This is a genomic window from Staphylococcus sp. HL28 (assembly GCF_021117155.1).
GTDB lineage: Bacteria > Bacillota > Bacilli > Staphylococcales > Staphylococcaceae > Staphylococcus > Staphylococcus warneri.
Map to the genome: position 1 here is coordinate 248,000 of NZ_CP088218.1, position 24,423 is coordinate 272,422.

Annotated in this window: 20 protein-coding genes; 9 read left to right on the forward strand and 11 right to left on the reverse strand. The window is 33.4% G+C overall.

The features are described from left to right. The first annotated feature begins 234 nt into the window (after nt 1–234). On the forward strand, nt 235–711 hold the full coding sequence (locus LPC11_RS01130) for a peptide-methionine (S)-S-oxide reductase (protein WP_023374253.1): 477 nt from the start codon (nt 235–237) through the stop codon (nt 709–711). A gap of 256 nt (nt 712–967) precedes the next feature. On the opposite strand, the gene LPC11_RS01135 is transcribed toward LPC11_RS01130, so the two are convergent. Continuing rightward, nucleotides 968–1,327: a hypothetical protein gene (locus LPC11_RS01135; RefSeq protein WP_023374252.1), complete on the reverse strand. Its 360-nt coding sequence runs from the start codon at nt 1,325–1,327 to the stop codon at nt 968–970. Between the two features lie 14 nt (nt 1,328–1,341). Then, complete coding sequence (locus LPC11_RS01140; RefSeq protein ID WP_107566268.1) at nt 1,342–2,394, reverse strand: LLM class flavin-dependent oxidoreductase; 1,053 nt, start codon at nt 2,392–2,394, stop codon at nt 1,342–1,344. A gap of 248 nt (nt 2,395–2,642) precedes the next feature. Between LPC11_RS01140 and LPC11_RS01145 the strand changes: the two genes are divergently transcribed. After that, entirely contained in the window at nt 2,643–3,818 is a 1,176-nt protein-coding gene (locus LPC11_RS01145; RefSeq protein ID WP_041613771.1) for an MFS transporter, read from the forward strand. A gap of 161 nt (nt 3,819–3,979) precedes the next feature. Then, nucleotides 3,980–4,666, forward strand: a complete 687-nt coding sequence (locus LPC11_RS01150; protein ID WP_002452037.1) for a flavin reductase family protein — start codon at nt 3,980–3,982, stop codon at nt 4,664–4,666. A gap of 96 nt (nt 4,667–4,762) precedes the next feature. Here LPC11_RS01150 and LPC11_RS01155 read toward each other — a convergent pair whose 3' ends face one another. From LPC11_RS01155 to LPC11_RS01185, 7 genes are all read right to left on the reverse strand, one after another. Then, the gene (locus LPC11_RS01155) at nt 4,763–5,956 is read right to left on the reverse strand and encodes an MFS transporter (protein ID WP_107566267.1); all 1,194 of its coding nucleotides are present in this window, start codon (nt 5,954–5,956) and stop codon (nt 4,763–4,765) included. Between the two features lie 90 nt (nt 5,957–6,046). Then, nucleotides 6,047–6,604, reverse strand: coding sequence for a TetR/AcrR family transcriptional regulator (locus tag LPC11_RS01160; protein ID WP_002467434.1), 558 nt, complete (start codon nt 6,602–6,604; stop codon nt 6,047–6,049). A gap of 122 nt (nt 6,605–6,726) precedes the next feature. Further along, complete coding sequence (locus tag LPC11_RS01165; protein WP_231307308.1) at nt 6,727–7,299, reverse strand: TetR/AcrR family transcriptional regulator; 573 nt, start codon at nt 7,297–7,299, stop codon at nt 6,727–6,729. A gap of 213 nt (nt 7,300–7,512) precedes the next feature. After that, entirely contained in the window at nt 7,513–8,439 is a 927-nt protein-coding gene (locus LPC11_RS01170) for a glycine betaine ABC transporter substrate-binding protein (protein WP_023374247.1), read from the reverse strand. A 23-nt stretch (nt 8,440–8,462) separates the two neighbouring features. Continuing rightward, entirely contained in the window at nt 8,463–11,153 is a 2,691-nt protein-coding gene (locus tag LPC11_RS01175; protein WP_104681511.1) for an MMPL family transporter, read from the reverse strand. Nucleotides 11,154–11,397: 244 nt separating this feature from the next. Further along, the gene (locus LPC11_RS01180) at nt 11,398–11,571 is read right to left on the reverse strand and encodes a hypothetical protein (RefSeq protein ID WP_023374245.1); all 174 of its coding nucleotides are present in this window, start codon (nt 11,569–11,571) and stop codon (nt 11,398–11,400) included. Nucleotides 11,572–11,862: 291 nt separating this feature from the next. Beyond that, nucleotides 11,863–12,291, reverse strand: a complete 429-nt coding sequence (locus LPC11_RS01185) for an organic hydroperoxide resistance protein (protein ID WP_023374244.1) — start codon at nt 12,289–12,291, stop codon at nt 11,863–11,865. A gap of 231 nt (nt 12,292–12,522) precedes the next feature. On the opposite strand from LPC11_RS01185, the gene LPC11_RS01190 reads away from it, so the two are divergent. Next, complete coding sequence (locus tag LPC11_RS01190; protein WP_231307309.1) at nt 12,523–14,499, forward strand: cell wall anchor protein; 1,977 nt, start codon at nt 12,523–12,525, stop codon at nt 14,497–14,499. A gap of 63 nt (nt 14,500–14,562) precedes the next feature. On the opposite strand, the gene LPC11_RS01195 is transcribed toward LPC11_RS01190, so the two are convergent. After that, a complete protein-coding gene (locus LPC11_RS01195; RefSeq protein WP_231307310.1) occupies nt 14,563–16,614 on the reverse strand; it encodes an amidase domain-containing protein in 2,052 nt (683 codons plus the stop codon). A 259-nt stretch (nt 16,615–16,873) separates the two neighbouring features. On the opposite strand from LPC11_RS01195, the gene LPC11_RS01200 reads away from it, so the two are divergent. Both LPC11_RS01200 and LPC11_RS01205 read left to right on the forward strand, forming a co-directional pair. After that, a complete protein-coding gene (locus tag LPC11_RS01200; RefSeq protein WP_023374241.1) occupies nt 16,874–19,735 on the forward strand; it encodes a YhgE/Pip domain-containing protein in 2,862 nt (953 codons plus the stop codon). 152 nt (nt 19,736–19,887) lie between these two features. Then, complete coding sequence (locus tag LPC11_RS01205; RefSeq protein ID WP_023374240.1) at nt 19,888–20,667, forward strand: (S)-acetoin forming diacetyl reductase; 780 nt, start codon at nt 19,888–19,890, stop codon at nt 20,665–20,667. 141 nt (nt 20,668–20,808) lie between these two features. Here LPC11_RS01205 and LPC11_RS01210 read toward each other — a convergent pair whose 3' ends face one another. Then, nucleotides 20,809–21,327 carry a hypothetical protein gene (locus tag LPC11_RS01210; protein WP_041613769.1) on the reverse strand — a complete coding sequence of 173 codons (519 nt, stop codon included), beginning with the start codon at nt 21,325–21,327 and terminating at the stop codon, nt 20,809–20,811. A 112-nt stretch (nt 21,328–21,439) separates the two neighbouring features. Here LPC11_RS01210 and LPC11_RS01215 point away from each other — a divergent pair, with 112 nt between their 5' ends. The 3 genes from LPC11_RS01215 to LPC11_RS01225 all read left to right on the forward strand — a co-directional run bounded on the left by LPC11_RS01215 (nt 21,440) and on the right by LPC11_RS01225 (nt 24,347). Further along, nucleotides 21,440–22,675: an ArgE/DapE family deacylase gene (locus LPC11_RS01215; protein ID WP_023374238.1), complete on the forward strand. Its 1,236-nt coding sequence runs from the start codon at nt 21,440–21,442 to the stop codon at nt 22,673–22,675. A 156-nt stretch (nt 22,676–22,831) separates the two neighbouring features. Beyond that, nucleotides 22,832–23,398, forward strand: a complete 567-nt coding sequence (isaB, locus tag LPC11_RS01220) for an immunodominant staphylococcal antigen IsaB family protein (protein WP_023374237.1) — start codon at nt 22,832–22,834, stop codon at nt 23,396–23,398. Between the two features lie 106 nt (nt 23,399–23,504). Continuing rightward, nucleotides 23,505–24,347 (forward strand): M23 family metallopeptidase, encoded by an 843-nt coding sequence (locus tag LPC11_RS01225; protein WP_081698186.1) that lies wholly within the window; start codon nt 23,505–23,507, stop codon nt 24,345–24,347. Nucleotides 24,348–24,423: the final 76 nt, after the last annotated feature.

The following is a 24,423-nucleotide window of genomic DNA, read 5'->3' on the forward strand; positions in this document are numbered from 1 at the left end:
CTAAGCTATTGTAGTTAACTCATAAAGTTAAATGTTTAGTTATCAAAACTTCGTTATGTACAATCTAAATATAGCATCAAAGCATTTGAAAGCCCTATGAATCAGGTGTCAATGAAATAACAGTTTTGTCACTCTAATCATCAATCATGAATTAATGCTTAATATTATCCAGTATAGTAAGTACTTTTGATAAGGCTTTATTTTATGTAGAATACGTATAAAGAGGTGAAGACGATGGAAACAGTATATGTTGCTGGTGGTTGCTTGTGGGGTGTTCAAGCTTTTTTTAAAACTATACCAGGTATCGTATTAACTGAAGCTGGAAGAGCAAATGGAACAACATCAAATTTGAATGGTGACTACGATGGTTATGCCGAGTGTGTAAAGTTAACGTTTGATCCGGATAGTTTAACTATTCGTAATATTATGGCATATCTTTTTGAGGTAATTGATCCTTATAGTTTAAATCAACAAGGTCAAGATATAGGCAAGAAATATAGAACAGGATTATATAGTGAAAATGCACAACATTTGAACGAAGCACAAAATTTTATTAATGAGCGTGAAGATAGTGATCATATTGTAGTGGAAGTCTTACCTCTGTCTAACTATGTGAAAAGCGCGCCCGAACATCAAGATAGATTGGAACATTATCCTGAAGATCATCATATGTGTCATATACCTATGCATATGTTAAATAAATATAAATAAAAAACAGGTTTGGACATAAATATATATTTCGAGTTACATTCATATGTAGGCAGTAGTTGACTGTAAAGTCATTCTTTTTCTTATAGAAATTAGTATTTCTTATGCATGAGTTTCACTCATGTATTCCTATTTTAAAGTACACATTGGCTGTGGCTAATGCGTAAGAACCACTACATCATAAATGATTAGTGGTTCTTTATTATTTCTGTCTCACTCCCAAATAAAAAAGAGGTCACTTAATGTGACCTCCGTGTAATTATTTGCGTTTACCGTCAAAAGTATCGAATAAGCTTAATGTTGCTAAGCCTAATAAGTCTAATGCATGTTGAGCACCTTTTTTACCATGTCCAGCTTCGAAGTGTTTGTAAGCTGCTACACTTAGTACTGAAATTGTAGCCAATGAGCCTAAACGTGAAGCAGTTTTACTTAAGAAACTTACTGCGAATAAGCCTGCAGCAGCTGCTTCAATCGTACCAGCTAATTTAACTGATTTTTCAGGCATACCGAAGACATTTGTGAATGTATCAGTCATACCTTGGTCACCTTGTAATTTTGGTTTTGATGCATCGTAAAGTTCTTTAGCAAGTTTTAAATTTGTAGCATAACGTAAAATCATAAAAATATTTCCTCCTATTTATCTTCAAAATATTTATCTACTATAGGTTTAACCTTTTCCCCGAAAAGACGGATGGAATGCATTGTTTTTTCATGAGGCATTGATCCAACTGGTGTATGAATCATAAAACGATTAAGACCTAGAGTTTCTACAGTTTCAATAATTTTTTGTGCGACCGTTTCAGGGCTACCTAAGTATATCGCACCTTCACTTCCAATTTCTCTTTCAAAGGCTTGTTCATCGAAAGGTGGCCAACCACGTTCTCTACCAAGTATATCTTGATGGGCTTTTAATGAAGGGAAGAATTCGCGTTTAGCTTGCTCATCAGTTTCAGCAATATATCCCCAAGAATGTACAGATATTGGTAATTGAGATGGATCATGTCCATATGATTCAGCAACAGATTTGTAAATTTCTATGTTGCGTGCGAATCGTTTAGGATTACCACCAATAATAGCATAAGTGATTGGTAAACCAAATGCACCTGCTCGTAATGATGATTCAGGTGTACCACCTGTAGCGATAGAAATCGGTAATTCGCCATGTTCTATTCTAGGATAAACACCTGTGTTTTCAATGCTAGGACGTAATTTGCCTTCCCAATTTATGATTTCATGCTTATTAATTTTTAATAGCATTTGAAGTTTTTCATTAAATAAATCTTCATAGTCATTTAAGTTGTAACCAAATAATGGGAAAGATTCAATAAATGATCCTCTACCTATCATAACTTCAGCTCGACCATTAGATACAGCATCTAATGTAGAGAAGCGCTCATATACTCTGACTGGGTCATCAGAAGATAAAACAGTAACAGCAGATGACAGTTTGATATGAGAAGTACGTGTAGCTGCAGCAGCTAATACAGTTACTGGATCTGACACAGCGTAATCTTTACGATGATGTTCGCCTAAGCCATAGATATCTAAGCCTAGTTGATCTGCCAATTCTATTTCTTCTACGATATTTCTAATTCGTTGTGCATTTGAGATAGGAAGTTCAGAACCTTCCGGCATATGAATCACACTATTATCGGCAAATGAAGTTAATCCTAATTCAATTTTCATTATTGCCACCTCCTAATATATTTTTTATACTGGATATATTATATATCCGTAGGTTTTGAAAGTCAATACTATTTATTCGTCTCATTATTGGGGCTAATTTCGGGGATGAAAAAAGCATATTTGTGATAGCAATTTAATTTGCGGTAAATTTAAAACTTTTTTGAAAATTAAATAGGTTCTTTAGTTTTATTGAAGAAAGTGTAATAATAGTGAACGTTATCATAAATAGGAAGGGAGCATCGGTATCATTGGAGGAACAACGTCATTATAATCTTATCACTACGATTCTATTTTTCTCAGGAATTATCGTTATGGGTAGTTTATATACTGCACTTCCACTTACAGCAGCATTTGCACATTCCTTTCATATACCCCAATCGGTAGCCACATTAAATGGTGTCATTTTTTCAATTATGTATTCAATAAGTTGTTTGTTTTATGGAACGATTTCCGACAAATATGGAAGAATTAAAACCATATTAATAGGTTTGAGTGGTTTGACCATCATTTGTTTTATTATCGGATTTGTACAATCATTTCCACTATTACTCATTATGCGTGCATTACAAGGTATATTCGCTGCAACATTTTCTCCGGTAGCAATCACGTACACGACAGAAACATATCCAGCTAAAAAAAGAGTGACTGCTATTAGCTTTATTAGTACAAGTTTCATGTTGTCTGGTGTATTAGGACAGAACTTAAGCGAACTCATTGTTCATCAGCTTAACTGGCATTGGGTTTATTTCACTTTAACTGTATTATATTTGTGCTTGATATTTTTTATATACAGATTTGTACCGGAAAGCCCACGTCGAAATAGGGATGTACAATTACTTAAATTTTTTAATAACTTTAAAGATTTTCGCGATAATCTAAAAGTTTTATACTGTTTATTCATCTCATTTACATTATTAATTATGTTTATCAGTATGTACGCCATTTTAAATTTATACATTTTATCAGATAAAGTAAATGGAGATATGTCTACAGCATCATTAGTAAAATTATTTGGTGTGATAGGGATGTTAGTATCATTGTTAGGGGGCCGTTTAAGTGGCAGAATAGGTATTAAGCGTGTGATCTCACTTGCCTTACTTACAAGTACGTTATCACTTATACTGATGGGAATTACGACAAATATTATTTGTGTCACAATATTTAGTGTTACATTTGTTGCTGGTATTGCATTTGCGATTCCATCAGTCATTTCGAAGGTAGGTATGACTGTTAAACACAACCAAGGATTCTTTTTATCAGTCAATACTGTCATATTATTCATGGGAACAGCAATTGCACCTATTTTAATGATTTATATCGCTAAGTTACCGCAATATTTCTTAATGTTTGTTTCAATCGCATGTATTGGTTTTATTTCATTTATTGTATCGTTATTAATGCCTAAAGATGAAAGTGCATATTAAATAAAAAGCATAACGAATGATTTAGTTAATAGATATGATATATATTTAAACGATTTATTTATAGCGTATAGCTATAAGTAAATCGTTTTTTAGTATTAGAATTATGCAAATAGCTATTATATGATTGAAGAAATACAAATATTTAATAGGGGTGAGAAACGATGAATTATTCACCAAAGCAAGGCACTAAATCTCATGGATTACCACACGATCCATTTAAAAGTAGTACAGTACCAAGACCTATCGGTTGGATATCTACAGTTTCGAAAGATGGTAAAGATAATCTGGCACCTTATAGCCAATACCAAAATTTAACATGGGACCCACCTATGGTTATGTTTGCGGCGAATCAGTCAGTATTAGGTGATCACGAACGTAAAGATACTGTGAAAAATGCTGAAGAGACAGGTTGGTTTGTATGGAATATGGCGACATATGATTTAAGAGAAGCGGTTAATTTATCATCTAAAGCATTAGCGCCCGACGAAGATGAATTTGACTACGCTGGGGTTACTAAAGAATCATGTATTGAAGCACCTGGCTACAGAGTGAAAGAGTCTCCAGTGCATTTCGAATGTGAATATGTTCAAACAATTCGTATACCAACTGGTGATCCTGTATCTACAGTTGATATTGTGATTGGACGTGTTGCTCAAGTGCATATCGATGATAAAGTCATCACTGAAGATGGGAAATTAGATATTCCATCTATTCGTCCAATTGCACGTTTAGGATATTATGATTATACAGTTGTTGATCAAGTATTCGAAATGAAAGCACCTCATGCTTCTAAAGAAGAATTAGCAGGATTAGAAGGTAGAAACTTCGATAATAAAAATGATGACTAATAATATAGAAAAATAGCCAGTTAATGCGGTGTTAGAACCCCATTAACTGGCTATTTTAATTTGGACATTCAATATCGGATTTTGAAATCCTGATATCTATAGTAAATCTTTATTCACTTTTTGTAGTTCTGTATAGTCGCCATCAATGTTTACTTTTGGAGGTTGTACATCAACTTTTGGAAATAGTATTAAAGCGACTAAACCTATTAAACCGTATATAACAAAAGTCAGTGTATAACCTAAATCTTCAATAAATGGTCCTGCTACCATAGATCCTAGCACTTGCCCAACGGCTAACATTAAAAAGGGTATTCCGATTCCTAATGAGGCGTTCTTCACAAATATCTTCACACCCCAAACGAGTAGCACACCTGTAATGAAAATATAACTCACACCAAAGATCAATGATGAAAGGAAAGGTACTATCCACACGATAGGTGTTAAGGCTAAGAGAATAGAAGCAACTGACATTAAGATAACGCCAAAAAAGTAGGCGAATTGAATACCATATTGATCAATGATATGGCCAGAAATCCCACCAAAAATACCAGCTACACCGATTAGAATCCAAAAAATTGATAAAGCGATTGGAGAATAATGGTCTGTTTGTTGGACATATGATTTAGAGAAAGTCCAAAATGGTGCAGTTGAAAAACCTAATATTGTGGAAGCCATAATGATTCTTTTACTTGCACTAATATCTAAAATATTTAAAGAACCTGGATAGATTTTTAAACTATGTTTTAAAGATGGAATAACGAAAAAATTCCAAACAGTAATGAGTATGGCGATCACACCATAGATTAAATATGTTGTTCGCCAATCAATAAATACTAACATTGCAGTGATACCAGTGAATACTAAGCCTAAACTTGTACCCGAATTAATCCAAGTATTGGCCTTACCTTGTTGTTCCCATTTAATCCATAAAGAAATGGCGTAACCATAAGGTGGAGAGATTAATCCAGAACTTGCGCCAGCGAGTAAGACACCTAATGACAGTGTTAAGGCATTAGGTGAAATGCTTATCATAAATAAACCTAATATGACTAACACACTAGCTAACATAATCATGTATTTTGGCCCCGTTTTGGCAGTTCTTAATGTTGCATAGACGATAGTAAAACAATATGACAAATAGAATAAAGATGAAATGAGTCCTGCACTAGAAGCACTAAGTTTTAAATCATTAGATATATCGGGAAGAAATAGACCAAAGCTAAATCGACCTAAGCCATAAATGGTAGCAATCATGGCAATGCCAGGAAAAACTAATTTATAGAAATTCATATAGTAACAACTCCTTTTTATATAGAACGTTCATTCTATTTTAGTTTAAAAATGAGAGAGATTGATTTAGTTATCAATCTCATCGTTGGTTTAATTATATTTAGTTGCTTCGTCGATAAATAGGTGGGCAACGTAGCGTGCATGCTTGGTTGCTTCATCGACACCTAAAAGGGTAGTCATAGAGGTTGTACCTTCCATTAGCAAGGTATATCTAATAGCTAAATCGCGTCCGTTTTTAAAATTAGAACGGTTGGCTAAATTTTCAAGATAAGTTAATAATCGTTCTTTATGTCCACGTGCGATAGCTTCGATATTATTATCGGTATCGCTATAGTCTTCAATCGCACGAATAAACATATCACCAGTGTACGAATAATCCTTCAACCACTTACAGTGTGCATCTACTGCAGCAATGAATGGTTGTTGTGGAGATTGATGAACACCGTCTTCTAAGTATTGCCAATAACGCATTTCTCGTTGTTGAAGTACGGCTTCGACTAGTTTTTCTTTAGAGTCGAAATGGTTATAGAGTGTCATAGTAGCTACATTGGCTTCTTGAATAATTTGCTTTAATCCGACACCACGAAAGCCATGTTCGTAAAATAAGCGTTCTGCTACTTCTAATAAATCTTGCTTTTTCTTTGACATTATCATCACTCATTTAAAAATAGAATAGTCATTCTAGTTTAAAATAACAATTTTATCACTAGCTGTCAAAGTGAAAAATTCGCAATGATTAAAATGTCCTGTTGTCATCACTCATTAAATACCTAGTTGGTAGATACATGATCTGTAGGACGGGTGAAATCGAGAGTAACATGCAATGCGGATAATATTTCTTCTTCTGAGTAATTATAATTATTCTCAACCCATCTTCGTATAATTTCAATAAGACCACTACTATAAAAATCAGCAATTAATTGTGGATGATCGCTTTTCATAATTTTATGTGCTAATAAATCGTTATTACACTCAGCACCTTCTAATATATTCTCACTACAGAATTGAGTCAAACTATGAAAGACATCGTCTTGTCTTGATGCAACAAGTAAATGTTTAAATACTGGTTTATGTGTATTGATGAAAGAGATAAATGATTCTAATGCATCTGTTGGACCGTGCTGATGTAAAGAATCTAAATCGAGTGCTTCCTTCATATATTCTGTTAATGAATATAGTAAGTCGTATTTATCTTGGAAATATCGATAAAATGTACTGCGATTAATTTCAGCAGCATCACATATTTTTTGAACAGTGATTTCATCAAAGTGATAGTCATTTAATAATTCAAAAACTGTTTGATTAATATGTTTTATCATACGTTTTTGTGTAGATGTCGTCATAAGCAGGACTCCCCGAATAGTCATTTTATTAAGATAAGATTGATAGATAATTTATCATAGACGTTGTTATTTTACCAAATATAAATGCTTTTTACATGAAATACACATTAGTGGATTGCGGAGACAACACAAAAAAAGCAGGACTTGAGAATAGATAGCTCAAGTCCTGCTTACATGATTGTTACTCGGAGTTATTAGATTTTACTAGAAGAATTAATGATCAATACCTTCTAACCATTCATCTACTTTATTATCGTTGTCATCAACATAGTCTTTGGCAACTTGTTCTGGATTTTTCTGGTCTTTGAAGATTTTCTTAGCTAATTGATCTTCATCTTTTTTACTCCAGTCATCTGACATACGTGTTGCAATTGTGTATGCTGCTGGATGATTGGCTTTGAATTCTTTATTAAATACTAAGTTAATATGTTGATCTTCTTTACCATAAATTTTGTCAGGGTCTTTTAACATTTTAACGCCTAATTCTTTAGAGAACCAACTAGAATCCATTGCTGTAAATAGGATTGGTTGTTGTTGTTTATAAGCTTTTTGTACTGCTTTAAATTGATCTTGGTCAGAAGATTCTTTAAGACTATAACCGTCTAGATTATCTTCATCAAGTTCACTTTTAGTTTGTTTCATGACACCATTTCTAGCGTCTGTACCTTGAATTTCTTTATCGAACTTCTTGCTATCCTTTAAGTCCGCAATTGAGTCGATATTTTGTTCATATTTTGGTACGGCTAAGCCTACTTTAACATCATCGACAAGGTTCTTTTTGTCGTAAACGGATAATTTACTTTTGTATTTATTATAGTAACTTTTATCTGTAGATGGGAAAATACCTGACGCATGGAATGAATCTGGATTTTCAGCTACAGATGCATATAATGGACCGCTTGCTTGTACAGGTGTAGTTGTAACGTCATAACCAGCTTTTTTAAGTACTTCAGCTATGACTAATGTACGTGGCGCTGAGTTATCACTAGCAATATATGGTAATTCGATTTCTTTATTGCCTATGGAAGTATTGTCATCTTTTGATGAACTTCCGCCACCGTTACCACATGCACTTAGCACGATGGCTAAGGCAATAGTGGCAAACAGGCCTAACAGTTTGAAACCTCTTGTTTTAAACATTCAGCATATCCTCCTTTTTAAAATTAATATCTGTCATCGTCATGATTGAAATCGGTACGATGTTTGTTGTCAGTATGATTTGAATATTGATCGTATACATCTTTACTATTTTCTCTTGCATATAACATTAATGCATTAAATAGCATGTCTTGATCATTCGTTTGATTTGATAACTGTTTGAATAAATCAGTTGTACGTGCTTCGTTACTTTGTGGACGAGATTGAGAGCGACGTGCGTATGAATGACTGCGCTCAGAATGGTCGTCTAATCTGTCGTCACGTCTTGGATAATTATCGTGACCATTACCTTGTTTATTATATAAAGATTCATAATCTACATCGTCGTTTGGTTCATTAGATGCAAATCGTGATACGTGTGATTCGCTTGTGTAAGTTGAACGATGTGTATCATCTTGATAACGTCGTTCATCTTCATCGCGATGATATTGACGATCTAAACGGGAAGGGTGTTCACTTTCAAAGTCTCTGTCATCTCTTTCACGACGATCAGTAGCGTAAGCACCATGACGATCTTCATTGGTAGATGCATGAGATTCAACTTGATGTGAATCTTGTTCTAATGCTTTACCTTCGATATCTAATTCTGGGAGGATGCTGCCTAACCATTTAGGTAAGTACCATGATCCTTTACCAAATAATTTCGTTAATGCTGGAATTAATGTCATACGTACGACAAAGGCATCAAATAGTACACCAAATGCTAGAGAGATACCCATTGATTTGATTTGCATATCGTCTTGGAATACAAAGGCGATAAACACACTGAACATAATCAATGCAGCTGCTACAATAACAGGGCCACTTTCTTTAATACCTACTCTAATAGAGTGATCATTGTCACCAGTTTTACTATATTCTTCATGTACACGCGTCATTAAGAATAGTTCGTAGTCAATGGCTAGACCAAATAGTAAACCGATTGTAATAACTGGTAAGAATGCTAATAGTGGACCAGTGTTTTCTACGCCGAATAGACCACCAAGGAAGCCATCTTGCATGACTAAGGTTGTGAATCCGAGTGTAGCCATTAATGATAATACGAAACCGAGAACGGCTTTTAATGGAACAAGGATTGAACGGAATACAAATACTAATAATACAAATGCTAATAATACGATAACACCAGCAAATACTGGAATAGCATTATTTAATTTTTCAGCCATATCGATGTTGATTACGCTTTGGCCTGTTACTTCTGTATTAAAGTCGTATTTTTCTTTGGCTTGTTTATTGTAATCACGTAAATCATAAACTAAATTGCTTGTTGATTGCGCATTAGGTCCATCTTCAGGAATGATAGAGATTAATGCATAATGATTATTATCATTTAATTGAGGTTTTTCGACAGTATCGACATTATCCATATCTTTAAGATCTTTTCTCATACTATTTAAATCAGATTCAATGTCTTTTTTACTGCCACCATCTTTAGTATTTACAAGCATTGCAATTTGACCGTTATATCCGGCACCAAAGTTGTCAGTAACTAAGTTATACGCTTTATGTGCGGATGAATCGTTAGGTTTTAAGCTATCATCTGGCATACCTAAACGCATTCCAGAAATTGGTATGATAGCTGCGATTAAAATAATTAAACTAATAATAATAGCTAGTACTGGTTTACCAACTACAAATTTAGCCCATGGATGATTTTTAGGGTCTTTACTTTTTTCTGGTTTGTCTTTGATTTTAATACGTTTATGGAAAACACTGATCAATGCAGGTAATAATGTTAAAGCGGCAAGTACCGCGAATAAAACACTAATTGCAGAAGCGAATCCCATAACGGCTAAGAAATCAATACCTACTAATGAAAGACCACAAACGGCAATCATAACTGTTAAGCCGGCGAATATAACTGCGCTTCCTGCTGTACCAACAGCTAAGGCAATCGATTCAACAGGTGGGGTACCTTTTTTCCTAATTTCTTTGTATCTAAATAAGATGAATAGAGAATAGTCGATACCAACAGCTAATCCAATCATTACGGCTAGTGTTAATGTGAAGTTTGGAATATCAAATACTTTTGTTAATAATGCAATGATACCAATACTTGAACCAAGTCCCATGAGGGCACTGACAATTGGCATACCTGCTGCGATTAATGAACCAAATGTAATTAATAAGATGATAAATGCAGTGACAATACCAACTAATTCTGAGTTACCACCTGGTTCAGAACCACCGCTACCACCTTGTGCTTGTTCAATTTGAACATTGTGGTTATCTTTCACATCTTTCATTTCGCGATCGATAATTTTCTTAGATGAATCTTTTAATGATGTCTGGTTAACTACATAATTGACTGTCGCAATTGCAGTATCTTTATCATCATTGACTTGATTTGTTTCATATGGATTACTTACATTTTGTACGTAATCATCATCTTGTTTAATGTTATCAAGTGCTTTTTCAATGTCCTTCTTAGTGTCTTTATCTGTAATGCCATCCTTTTTATCAGAATGTATTACAATTTTCATCGATGCTTTCTCACTATCTTGATGGAACTCTTTTGACATCTTGTCATTTGTATCTAATGATTTAAGACCATTCATTGTAATATTGCTATCAAATTTAGGGGCGCTAATCAATAATGGTGTAATGATAACGCCTAGAATCAAAAGCCACGCAATGATACTAACCCATTTGTGCTCAGCAATGAATTTGCCTAATTTGTATAAAAGTTTTGCCAAGACATTTCCTCCTATTTGTTTTTTATTAGTTAACTTGTGACGGAACTATGAAGTTGGACTCAATTCAATTGAGATAAATCTATGGTGTTTTAAAGTTACAGTTATTAATTTAACAAGATTCAACTGCTTGAAACACCATTAATTTTATTGAGTCGTTGAAAAATGAAACAGATTGTAAGAATTGTTGGACATTTTATTGAAAAGATAACTCAGAAGTGTGATTTATGAGTAGTGATAGCAACTGTTAACTTGTGACAAAATGTCCAATGAGAATTAAAATACCTATCAATACTAAGCATAAACCAGGTAAATAAAATTTCTCTTTTAATTCATGGCGTTTTTCGTTAGCATACATCACGATTTTGGAAATAATGATTAAAATAGAGCCTAAAATTATAAGTATGATGGATAAAGCCATGTGGATGCCTCCTTACAGTATGAAACATGAGCTAACTTAAGATGAAAAGAAATAATTAAAAAGTGCTTAGTATAAGTTATATTCCCTTTATTCAGTTAAATAATGAGCTAAATAAACTAATTTAATAAAAAACATCAAAATAGGGATGAGGATGGCATGAATCCCCATTGGTGTATCGGTACATAAAAATTTATATAAAAAAAGTGGGGAGAGTTAAATACTCACCACCACTTAATAGGTATTTAGGAGCTGTTCATTAATCAAACGCAAGGGTTTAATAATTGAATACCATTATTGTGCGTTAGCTTTTAAGTTAACGTCAATATTACCACGCGTTGCTTTAGAATATGGACAGAATTGATGCGCTTGTTCTACATATTGTTCAGCATCTTCCTGAGATACATTTTCTAACGTAACTTCAATGTCTGCTGCTAATTTGAAACCATTATCGGTAGTATCTTTCACTAATTCAATAGTGATTTCAACTTCAGGGTTTGCGTCATTAACTTTATGTCGAGATAAAATTAATGATAATGCACTGTTAAAGCATGCACTATAACCTGCTGCAAATAATTGTTCAGGGTTAGTATCATTACCACCTTGACCGCCCATTTCTTTCGGTGTTGCTAAATTTTGAACAAACGTATTATCTGGACTAAATACGCGACCATCACGACCACCATTACTTATCATTGTAGTTGAATAAATTGATTCTGCCATTTTAAAAACTCCTTTTAATATAAAATTAAGTTAAATCATATTATGATTTTAACTAATTTAACTTGATTGAATTATAAAGGGATATACATATAGTTACAAATTATTTGTTTATTTCATTTTACTGATAGACTAAATAGCTTATATTTAAAATGCGAAGTGTAATTTTATAGTACTTTGTTATATAATGGAGATGAATTTTAAAACGGCAATTGATTAAAGGAGATTGAAAACATGAAAGATAAACAATTCGACAAAGTCAGCATGTGTTTGAAATTATCTTGTTCAGCGCTTTTAATCAGTGGATCAATGATAGGTTATGGTTCTGCTATTGATATGACAGTACAAGCTAAAGAAACTTCAACTTCACATCATACATCTGAATCTAAAGATGAGTCATTTCAAGATAAAATAGATGACGCTAAAGATGACATTGATCGACTTACGCATTTAAAAGAAGATTCAAGACAGGATTACTATAAACAACTAGATGATGTATCTGATAATGCAACATTGGATAAGATAATTGAAGATGCTAAAAAAGAAGACCGCAAATTGAAATCATTAAACAAAGAAGCGCAGCATTCAACAGATTCAGATAAAGCTGCCTCTGATGAAAAAAATAATGGAAATGTGAAAGATAATGAAGATGTTACAAAAGACCTAGACAAAATTTTAGCGGATTTGGATTTATCTTCAGAAAATGTTGATAACCATCAACAAAAAGATGGGGAAACGAGTCAGTCACAGGACCAAGGTCAGTCACATGATACGCAACAAACGTCAGTGTTGGATGATTTAGATAAAATAAAACAAGATACAACATTAGATGAAGCTGCCGATACGACACAAAAACAAAAGCGCTCCGATTCATCATCTAATCAACGTCAAGATGCACAACAAGATTCTAAAGATCAATCACAAGCTACTACTAAAGAACTGCCACATTCTAACGCCAAAGAACAAGAAACAATAGATGATTTGAAACACATTGCAGATGAAGCGGATGTGAAACAATCAGATCATAAACAAGATGGACACGTAGGCAAGATTACAAAAGAGTTAGAGGGTAGCGACAAAATAGATCAAGCGATTTCTAGTCAATTAGCTTCTAATAAAATGAATGACAATCAATACATTAATGATAAAAGAGATACACTTAAGGCATTAGAAAAGGATGTCAATCAACAAAGCGATTTTAACAATCAACGTAAACAGGCTTTAAAACAAGACATTCGTCAAACAGAACAACGTATGAATCAACAACATGATTTAATACTTAATCAGTTGCAACAATCTAAAGATAAAAATAAAGCGGCTCAATCCATTTTGGATACAGTGATGAGTCAAAATGAAGCGAAACAGGCAATGAAACACGTAAATACGGAAGGTAAGACAGATCAACAAATTGCCAATCAAATTGATAAACAGTTGGATGGGCTTGCACATACTTCGTCAGACAATATTTTAAAATCAATGTTAGATCAATCTGAAGATAAGCAACAATTAATTAAACAACTCCTTGCTACACGATTAGGGGATAAGGAAGCACAACGTATTGCGAAACAATTAGCTAATGGACAGTTATCAAACCAACAAATTGTAGAGCAACTCAAACGACACATTGATAAACAAGGACATGTGAGCGCAGATGACATTTTAAATGATGTATTAAATAATGCAAAAGATAAACGACAAGCGATTGAAACTATATTAGCAACGAGAATTGAACAAGGAAAAGCAAAAGTGCTAGCAGATATCATTAATCGTATACAAAGTGATAAAGCAAGTGCTTTAGATTTAATCAAGTCTGCAATTAACGGTAAGGCTAATGATTTATTGCAACTGCAACATAAGATGGACAGTGCTAAGAAAGATTTAGACAATATTGTTTCTCCGATCAAAAATAGACCAAGCATTTTTGATAGAATGAATCAACATTCAAATCAAGGCTCTCGTTTATTAGATCAACTTAATTCTGGTGGTAGTCTATTGGATAGTATTCCTGATATTCCAACGCCAACACCTGAAAAAGGCCTAACGCTTGGTTCTAATGATGGATTCCTAGATGGATTGTTTAATGATGATGGTAATCTATCATTACCTGATGCAGGTCAGGCAGTTAAGCAACATTGGATGCCTATCGCATTAGTTATAGCCATTATTGGTGGTAGTATTATCTGGTTTAGCCAACGTAAAAGATCAAAATAAATTAAAACAAGCGAGACAAAGTTAACTTTGTCTCGCTCTTTTTAATGGTGTAATCCGAGTGATTTATTTACCCGTTATATAATCCAATTGTGATGCATCATCAGCATCAATCGTTCTATATGAGATAACGCCTAAGCCTTTCACATTTGATTCTGAAATGATAATTGAACCATCAGCGTTAACTTTTTCTACGAATGCAACGTGACCATATTGTGTATCCGCACCTAATTGACCAGCTTCAAAAACGACTGCTGTATGTTTTTTAGGTGTTGAAGATACTTGATAACCTTCCCGTGCTGCGCGATTATTCCAATGATGTGCATCGCCTAAATTACTATGAATATATTGACCAAATTGTTTCATACGCTGATCCACGTACCATGTACATTGTCCTTGTGGATAGCTTGAACTTCCTTGGTTTTCTTCGAACGGTTTGAAACTTGATTGTGATTGATCATCGCTATGAATCGTATGATTATATTTATCCAAACTTGGCATTTCTTTCTTATCAAAATCAGTTAAATGATAATGTTTTATAATACTATTTAATTTCTTAGCATAATTAGGATCAGTCGCATAAGTACGTGATAAATGAGAAGTTGCTGACTGGTAAGTAGACGCTTCGCTCTTCCATGTTGGACGGTAAATGTTAGGATTACCATCTATACCTTTTTTAATTAAACGTGCGTAATCTTCGAGTGAGGCTTTTGTATCAGGATACTTACGGAAACCAGCTGTAATATTAAACATGTTATTTGTACTATCAGCTTCTAAAGTGTTAAATGAAACAGACTGTCCTTGATAAGTTCCTTTAATGCCAAATAGATTAAAATTAGGTTTTTGTGCTAAAGCACTATTACCAGAATCGGACTCTAATATAGCTTGTGCCATCATCACTGAGGCATAGAGGTCTTCTTTTTGACCTATTTGATGTGCATCTTTGGCAATCGATTTAATAAAATCTCTCGTGCTTTTACTATCAACGATATTGATATCGCCATCTGTTAAAGTCCCATCTTCTATTTTAGGTAATTGTTGAAACAATCCAGTGGCACGTGTATTTGATTGTTTAAAATCACCTTCAAATGATTGTGCGGGCTTTGTTTTATGTTTTAATTCATCTGGTGTTGGAAGTTGAGGATTGACGTCTTGCTGTTTTGTATTGTTTTGCTTTGTATCTTGTTGTTTATCATCTTGAGTGTGTTTATCTTTAGATGTTTGATATTGCTTTTGCGTCTTCGTTGCATCTTCACTATACTCATCTAAAATAGAATCGATGGCTGAGTCGGAAATGCTTTGATTAGATGATGACTTGTCATTCTTGTTCGAACCATTCGATTGATTTGAAGAATGGTCTTGTTGATTGTTGTCGCTTTGTTCATGATCTTGAACTTTATCACTTTGTGAATGATGATCTTGGTCTGATAGGTCACTATTTTCCTTATCGTTACTATTTATAGATTGGTCATCATTATTAGATTCATCTTGTTGGGTATGATTTTCCGAGCTATCGTTATTGTCTGTATTTTGATCTTTATCAGTCATCGTATCATTATCATCATTCTGTTTATTTTCAGACGTTGTATTTGTATCATCTTCTTCATGAGAAGGTTGTTGGTAGTCTGAAATATCGGAGTTAAAATGAAATAGGTTTTGAATTAACGTCGTTAAACTAAAGCTATTGTCATATTGGTCTGGAGACCATAATCGATTAAAGTCAGATTGATGCGTGGATAATCCATCATAAAATTGATTAATTAAATTAGTTGATTGATGTGACTGTTTATAATTATCATCTGTTACAGATGTTTGTGTTCCGTGATGCTTTTGTTGGTGCGCTTTGTCTTGTTTTTCCTTTTTAGTGTCTTGGTGTGATGATTGCCTCGTTTTTTCATGTTTGTGTTCTGATGTGTTAATTTCATTATCTTCTTGTGTGTCTTTAGTACTTTTATCATCAATGTTTGTTGAATCATTGTCACCTTGAGTGTCACGCTGTTGTGATGAAGATGGTGTTGTTGAGTGGTCATCTGCAGCATTAGCTATGGGTGCTGTTGAGAAAGATGGCACAATTAATGTAGTTGTAAGTAAATATATTAAGAATTTTTCTTTAGACATCTATGATTAGCTCCCTTAAAAATTTGAAAAATGATTGAGATACTTATTGGACATTTGTTATAATTTAACTTATGACATTTATAGTTGATACATATCAACGAATTGAATTAATCTAGTAAAATTAATTATACTAACCTTTATCAGAAAAATAAATTGTTTTTAGAAAAATGTAATCTAACATTTGGTAAAATAAGTATAAATATGATGGCGATATAAATATAGATAGGAAAGTTTATCAATCGTTTTTAGGAGTGTGACAATGAAAAACGCACTAAAGCTGTTTAAAACAGATTTAAAGAAAATTGCTAAAACACCAGCAGTTTGGATCATATTAGCGGGATTAGCCATATTACCCTCATTCTATGCATGGTTTAACTTATGGGCAATGTGGGATCCATACGGAAATACAGGTCATATTAAAGTAGCGATTGTCAATGAAGATAAAGGTGACAAAGTTAGAGGGAAAGAGATTAATGTAGGTAATAAGATGGTACAAACCCTAAAGAAAAATGATAGCTTTGATTGGCAATTTGTCAGCCGTGAAAAAGCAGATCATGAAATTAAAATGGGGAAATATTATGCAGGCATATACATACCGAGCAAGTTTACACATCAAATTACGGGAACATTAAGGAAACATCCTGAAAAAGCGGATGTCGATTTCAAAGTCAATCAGAAAATTAATGCTGTTGCTGCGAAATTAACGGATACAGGTTCTTCATTAGTGGTAGAAAAAGCAAATGAACAATTTAATCAAACCGTGACGAAAGCATTACTTTCAGAGGCGAATAAAGTAGGTCTAAAAATTGAAGATGAAGTGCCAACAATTAATAAAATCAAAAATGCCGTCTATGCAGCAAATAATTCTCTGCCAGAAATTAATAAGTTTAAAAATAAAGTCATCTATTTAAATGAACACCAAGATGACCTTGATCGCTATGCGAATCAATTTAGAAATTTAGGTAATTATAAAGGTGATATTTTAGATGCACAAGAGAGATTAAATCAAGTTAATTCATCAATACCAGCATTAAATGAAAAGGCTAAATTAATAATTGCGTTGAATAATTATATGCCTGATATTGAAAGAGTACTAAATGTAGCAGCTAATGATGTATCAGCACAATTTCCTAAAATCAATAGAGGTGTCTCTTTAGCGGGGCAAGGTATTGATGCTGCGAATGACCAACTCACAGATGCTAAAGGATTTTTAACACAAGTTCAAAATCGAGTTGGTGATTATCAAGATGCAGCAGGACGTGCCCAAAATGTAAATAATGATGTTAACCAAGATTTACGTCAACAATCAGGTACGAGTCAACAAAGTGCTCATAGTCAACAACGTGATGAAGGACATAGTTATCAAACTGGAATCAAGACACAATCGTTAAGTACTTCAGGTAATAAAGATAATAACCAGTCAAACGAGCTGGTAAGTTCAAATGATGTTAAATCAATGAATATAGCATTGACCGAATCATTATTATCACTTTCTAATTTAAGTGATGTTCAGGCCAAAGCATCTCAAAAAGATATGGATGCATTGAAACATATATCATACGGTATATTAGCATCAGACAAACCGACTGAGTTTAAAGAGCCGTTAGAGAATGTATCATCTCGTTTAGAAAATGCTACGAAATATAATCAACAATTTATAGATATATTATCAGAGCTTGAAAAAAATGAAGATGTTGATTTATCAAAAGAAATTAAGCAAATAAAAACAGCTAATAATCAACTCAATGATCAGTTAAAAACAACCAACCAATTAATTGATGCTTTATCAAACGGTAGTTCTGGTAAATCAGAAGCGATTAACGTATTGAACAAAATCAGTGATACGAATAAGACGTTAAGTCAATTCCGTACGTATGTTAAGAAAGAATTAAATCAAAGTTTATTAAACATTTCGAATGATATTACGTCGCAATTGGCATCAGGTCAACAAGCATTATCAACTGTTCAATCTAAATTAAATTCAATTAATCAAGTGATTCAGTCAGGGCAAAGTATATTAGATAGTGGTAAAAAGCGTATTGATCGTATTCAAACAGCATTACCTGGTATAGAACAAACGTATATTAACGCAATGAAAACAGCACAAGATTACTTCCCTACAGTGAAGAAAGATGTAGCTAAAGCATCAGACTTTGTGCGTAATGATTTACCTGGCTTAGAACAACGCCTAGCGAATGCTACTCAAGCAGTTAATGATAATTTACCATCGTTATTTAGTAAATATGATAATGCGGTGAATTTATTAGATGAGAACCAACCAAGAGCTAAAGAAGCCTTGTCTAACTTAGCGGATTTCTCAGAAAATAAATTACCAGGTGTTGAGAAAGATCTGAAGAAAGCCAATAAAATATTTAAACAATTAGATAAAGATGATGCCGTAGATAATTTAATCGATGTATTGAAAAATGATTTGAAAAAGCAAGCTGATGTCATTGCACATCCAATAAATAAAAAGACCACCGATGTGTTCCCTGTTAAAGATTATGGTTCAGGAATGACACCATTTTATACAGCCTTATCTATTTGGGTAGGTGGATTGTTAATGGTTAGTTTATTATCCGTAGATAACAAACATCAGTCATTAAAACCAATTCTAAGTCCAAGAGAAATCTTCCTGGGGAAAGCAGGTTTCTTCTTCCTATTAGGAATTGTACAATCATTAATTGTATCAATTGGAGACTTAGTTATATTAAAAGCAGCAGTCGAGTCGCCAGTATTATTTGTGACGATAGCGGTATTCTGCTCACTAGTATTTAACTCAATTATTTATACTTGCGTATCGTTATTAGGAAACCCTGGTAAAGCGATTGCGATTATTTTCTTAGTATTACAAATCGCTGGTGGTGGCGGTACCTTCCCAATTCAAACAACGCCTAAGTTCTTCCAAACGATATCACCGTATTTACCATTTACGTATGCGATTGATGCTTTACGTGAAACGGTAGGGGGTATTGTTCCAGAAATATTAATTACGAAAGTGATTATCTTAGCATTATTTGGATTAGGATTTATCATAGTTGGGGTTATTTTAAAACCAATCACAGATCCATTGATGAGAAAAGTTTCATCCAAAGTTGATGAAAGTAATGTAACTGAATAAAATGAATGAGTTTCTAGCACTTAGGGCATAATATGCATCCCTTAAGTGCTAGATTTTTTTATGTAAGATGCATTAAGACACGAGTTATACACAAAAAATATATTCTTCAGTGATATTATAATAAGTGAATATATTTAAGGAGCGTGTGTAGAATGACACATCAAAATAAAGTGGCTATAGTAACAGGAGCAGCACAAGGTATTGGTTTTGAAATAGCCAAAAGACTATTTAATGATGGCTTTAATGTTGTGTTGGTGGATTATAATGAACAAGGTGCGAAAGAAGCGGCTGCCACATTAAAGGGTAAAGACCAAGAAGCTATCGCATTTAAAGCTGATGTCGCTAATCGTGATGAAGTCTTTCATGTTTTTAGTCAAGTAGTTAAACACTTTGGAGAATTAAATGTAGTAGTGAATAATGCTGGGTTAGGCCCAATGACACCTATAGATACTGTAACAACTGAGCAATTCAATCAAGTTATTGGTGTGAATGTCGGTGGTGTATTCTGGGGTATTCAAGCAGCACTCGAACAATTTGAAACGTTAGGTCACGGCGGAAAGATTATAAATGCAACGTCTCAAGCAGGTGTAGAAGGTAATAAAGGATTATCACTATACTGTAGTTCGAAATTTGCAGTTAGAGGTTTAACACAAGTAGCTGCGCGTGATTTAGCTGATAAAGGTATAACAGTAAATGCATTTGCACCAGGTATTGTTGAAACACCAATGATGGAAGGTATCGCTATTAAATTAGCTAAAGAAAATAATCAACCTGAAGAATGGGGGTGGAAACAATTTACAGATCAAATTACTTTAAAACGTTTATCTAAACCAGAAGATGTTGCGAATGTTGTTAGTTTCTTAGCTAGCAGTGATTCAGATTATATTACAGGACAAACAATTATCGTTGATGGTGGTATGAGATTCCACTAGACTAGTGAAATGATTTTAGAAGAAATTTGAAAATTTGATTCAAACCAGACTCATGAACGATTGAGTGTTTAATAAAAAAGACAGGATAAGACATTCAGCTCAAGTAAGAGCCAATGAGAATGACTTAATCCTGTCTTTTTATTATTCTGATTTGTTCTGTTTGTTTGAAGTGCTATCGTTCTGAGTTGAACGATTCGCATTATTATTGTTATTAGATCCTTGACCACCTTGACCGCCTTGACCTTGTGGTGATTCAGTACTTGCTTTTGGTTTATTTGCTGGTTCTGATTGTTGTGTACGCGCAGGTTGATTACTACTTTTTTGTGCTGGTTGGTTTGACGGTTTAGATTGAGTTGATTGACTAGGTGATGTCTGATGATTAGCTTGAGATGATTTTTGAGTTAGTTGTTGATTAGCTGAATGATTGGAATTGCTTACGTTATTTTGTTGTGAATTCGTAGGTTCAGCTTGAACAGTTTCTTGATCTGTTGTATTATTTTTGGCTTTGTCTTTTGACGTTTTCTTTTTATCTTTTTCTTCAGTTTGGTGTTCAGTTTTATGATGAGATGATTTGTTTTGGTGTGTTAAAGCTGCAAAAACAGAAAATCCTAAAGCTAATACAAGTGCAAAAATAACAATACTTGCTAATAATTTCTTCAAAAGTGTGTCCTCCATTAACTTCGATAATCATTAACTATATTATAATCAAATTTTTGAATAAGAACACAATATTTAATGATATTTTAAAAAAATAGGAAAGTGAGTGAAATATATGGGTGTATTAACTAATGAACAAAAGGTGGGAATATTATCCGAAATAGTGGCTATCCCTTCAGTCAATGATAATGAATTAGCCGTAGCACAATATTTAGAACAATGGCTTAATCGGTATGATATTGACACACACATTGATTACATTTCAGGTCAACGTGCAAATCTAATTGCAACTATAGGATCTGGTAAACCAGTCATTGCAGTTTCAGGACATATGGATGTAGTAAATGAAGGAAACCATGAGGATTGGACCTCTCCACCATTTGAATTGACTGAACGAAATGGTCATTTATATGGAAGAGGTGCTGCTGATATGAAATCGGGATTAGCTGCGCTAGTGATTGCGATGATTGAAATTAAAGCAAGTGGACAGTTAAAACACGGTACCATTAGATTATTAGCAACTGCTGGAGAGGAAATGGAACAAGCAGGATCAGCACAATTATATCGTAAAGGTTATATGGATGATGTCGATGCCTTAGTCATCGCAGAGCCATCTTATCCAAGTGTTGTATATGCTCATAAAGGCTCAATGGATATTAAAATCACATCGCAAGGACGTTCAAGTCACAGTTCTACACCATTTATGGGGGAAAATGCCATAACACCACTTATTGAATTGGTTCAAAATATTAATCAAGCATATGAAGAAATAACGCATAGCATAAAAGGAAGGGCTTTAGATTATAGCAATATGGTCAATCAGATGGCTGATCAATTGCCTAGTTTTGTAAGTAAAGACGAAGTTCAAACTAGAATTCAGGGACTTGTGATGACCAATAGTATGATTAATGGTGGTTCTCAAGTTAATTCTGTTCCCGATTATGCAACTGCAACGTTCAATGTTCGCACGATTCCAGAATATGATAATACAAAAGTTAAAGCACTATTTAATAAATATATCGATGAAGCGAATCAACAAGGAGCACATTTGACTCATGACATATATTTAGATCTTGAACCAGTTGTAACAACGGGTGACAATCACTTATTTAAATTAGGTCATCAATTGGCTCAAACATACTTTGACCCTTCGGCATTGATAGCTACACCAACAGTGGCCGTTACGGATGCATCTAATTTATTAAAAGGTAAGAGCGAGGACTTTCCCTTCTTAATGATAGGGCCAGGTCAAGGACCTCATCAAGTTGATGAATGTGTTAATAAAAATCATTACTTAAAATTTATCGATTATTATATTGAATTATTACTGACATATCTAAATGAAAATTGATAAGACGTGTAATATAAATTTTAAATTTAATCGTAAATTAGATATGACAAAACTGTAAGGGCTATTACTTTTAATTGTATGTCTTTAGTTGATGACGTATAATTTAGAAGACCCAGTAAGCCTAGAAGGTATGGGTAAAGAAAGAGAGGATACGTTATGAATAAAAAGACAAAATCAATCATTGCGTCTACATTAGCTTTCGGTACAGTATTAAGTGCTTCAGCGAGTGTAGCACCAGTAATCAATCACACGGCACATGCAGCAACAACACAAGCACATCAATCTGCTTATTATACTTATAAAGGTAATGCAGGTTATGATGCGAAGTTTGTTTTAGATAAAAATTTCAAAAATGCAATCAAAGCTGGCAACGTTACATTTAATGGTATTAAAATTGCACCAACTCAATCAACTCAAACAGTAATCAAATCAGATCAATTATTCCGTCAATATGATAAAAAATCTAAAAAAGCTTCATTAGTTGATATTCCATTGAAAAAGCAATTGAAGTTAACAGATTTACAAAAATCCTATGGTAAAGATTTGAAAAAAGTAGATAATGGTAAAAATAATACAACAGGAATTTATTACTACCAACCTAAGAAAAATGGTGAAGCGGTTTGGTTCGATGCATCAAAAGGTAAAATCGACCGCGTTGTTATTGGCTATGAAAAAACTAAAGTAGCCATTCAAAAAGATAAAACATTAAATAAAATTAAATAAGCTAGACTGATATGAACAGACGTCCGTATAAAGGATGTCTGTTTTTTTGATGGGTTCAATTATGATAGATTGAAGTTAATGATAACTATGAAGGAGGTTAGGTCTAGTGATTTATAACGGCTTTATGAATATGATTGAACAAAATGATTATAAAACACTTTATTCATACTTTACTAAAGAAATGAAGAAACAGATTTCTAAGAAAGCATTAAAAAAGTTGATGCAAGACTACAATAGATTTGCGCATCAACACAAGTGTTTTGTAGATATCGGGACTGAAAAGTATGGTGAGAATGTATGGTTAGATGCTTTTGAAAACTATGGTATTTCAATCCATGTCACTCATGGCAAAATATCTGCACTTTTATTTAAACCTTTGTATTATTTTAAAGATAAACGAACAACTTTAACTTATCAATTTCCATTTTATGATGAATGGTTTGTATATTGGGGTGGCGATAATGAACTATTCAATTATCATTATCCTTTAGAAACACAAAGGTATGCATATGATTTTATAAAGATAAATAAAGACTCTGGAATGAGCTACATTGATGATGGCATGAGATGTAAACATTATTATGCCTATGGTACTCAAGTATATGCACCATTAAATGGTGTTGTTGTCGATATTGAGAATAATATAAAAGATAATCGTATAGGACAAACGAATCAAAAACAACCACTTGGTAATTATGTCGTGATAAAGCATTCGACAAATGAATTTAGTCTAATTGGACATTTAAAACAACATTCGGTCAAAGTGAACATTGGAGATGAAATAACAGATAACGATAGGATAGGGCTTTGTGGAAATTCAGGTAATTCGTCAGAGCCTCATATTCATTTTCAGGTGAGTAATCAACCTAGTTTAATAGAAGGACAATCACTCAAAATTAATTTTAAAAATAATAGAATGCCTGTTAAAGGTGAAACGATTTGTCGATAAACTAATTTAATAAAATTAACATATTATATTACAAAACGAAACGTATATTTATTGAATTTTATGTAATTTCCATTTA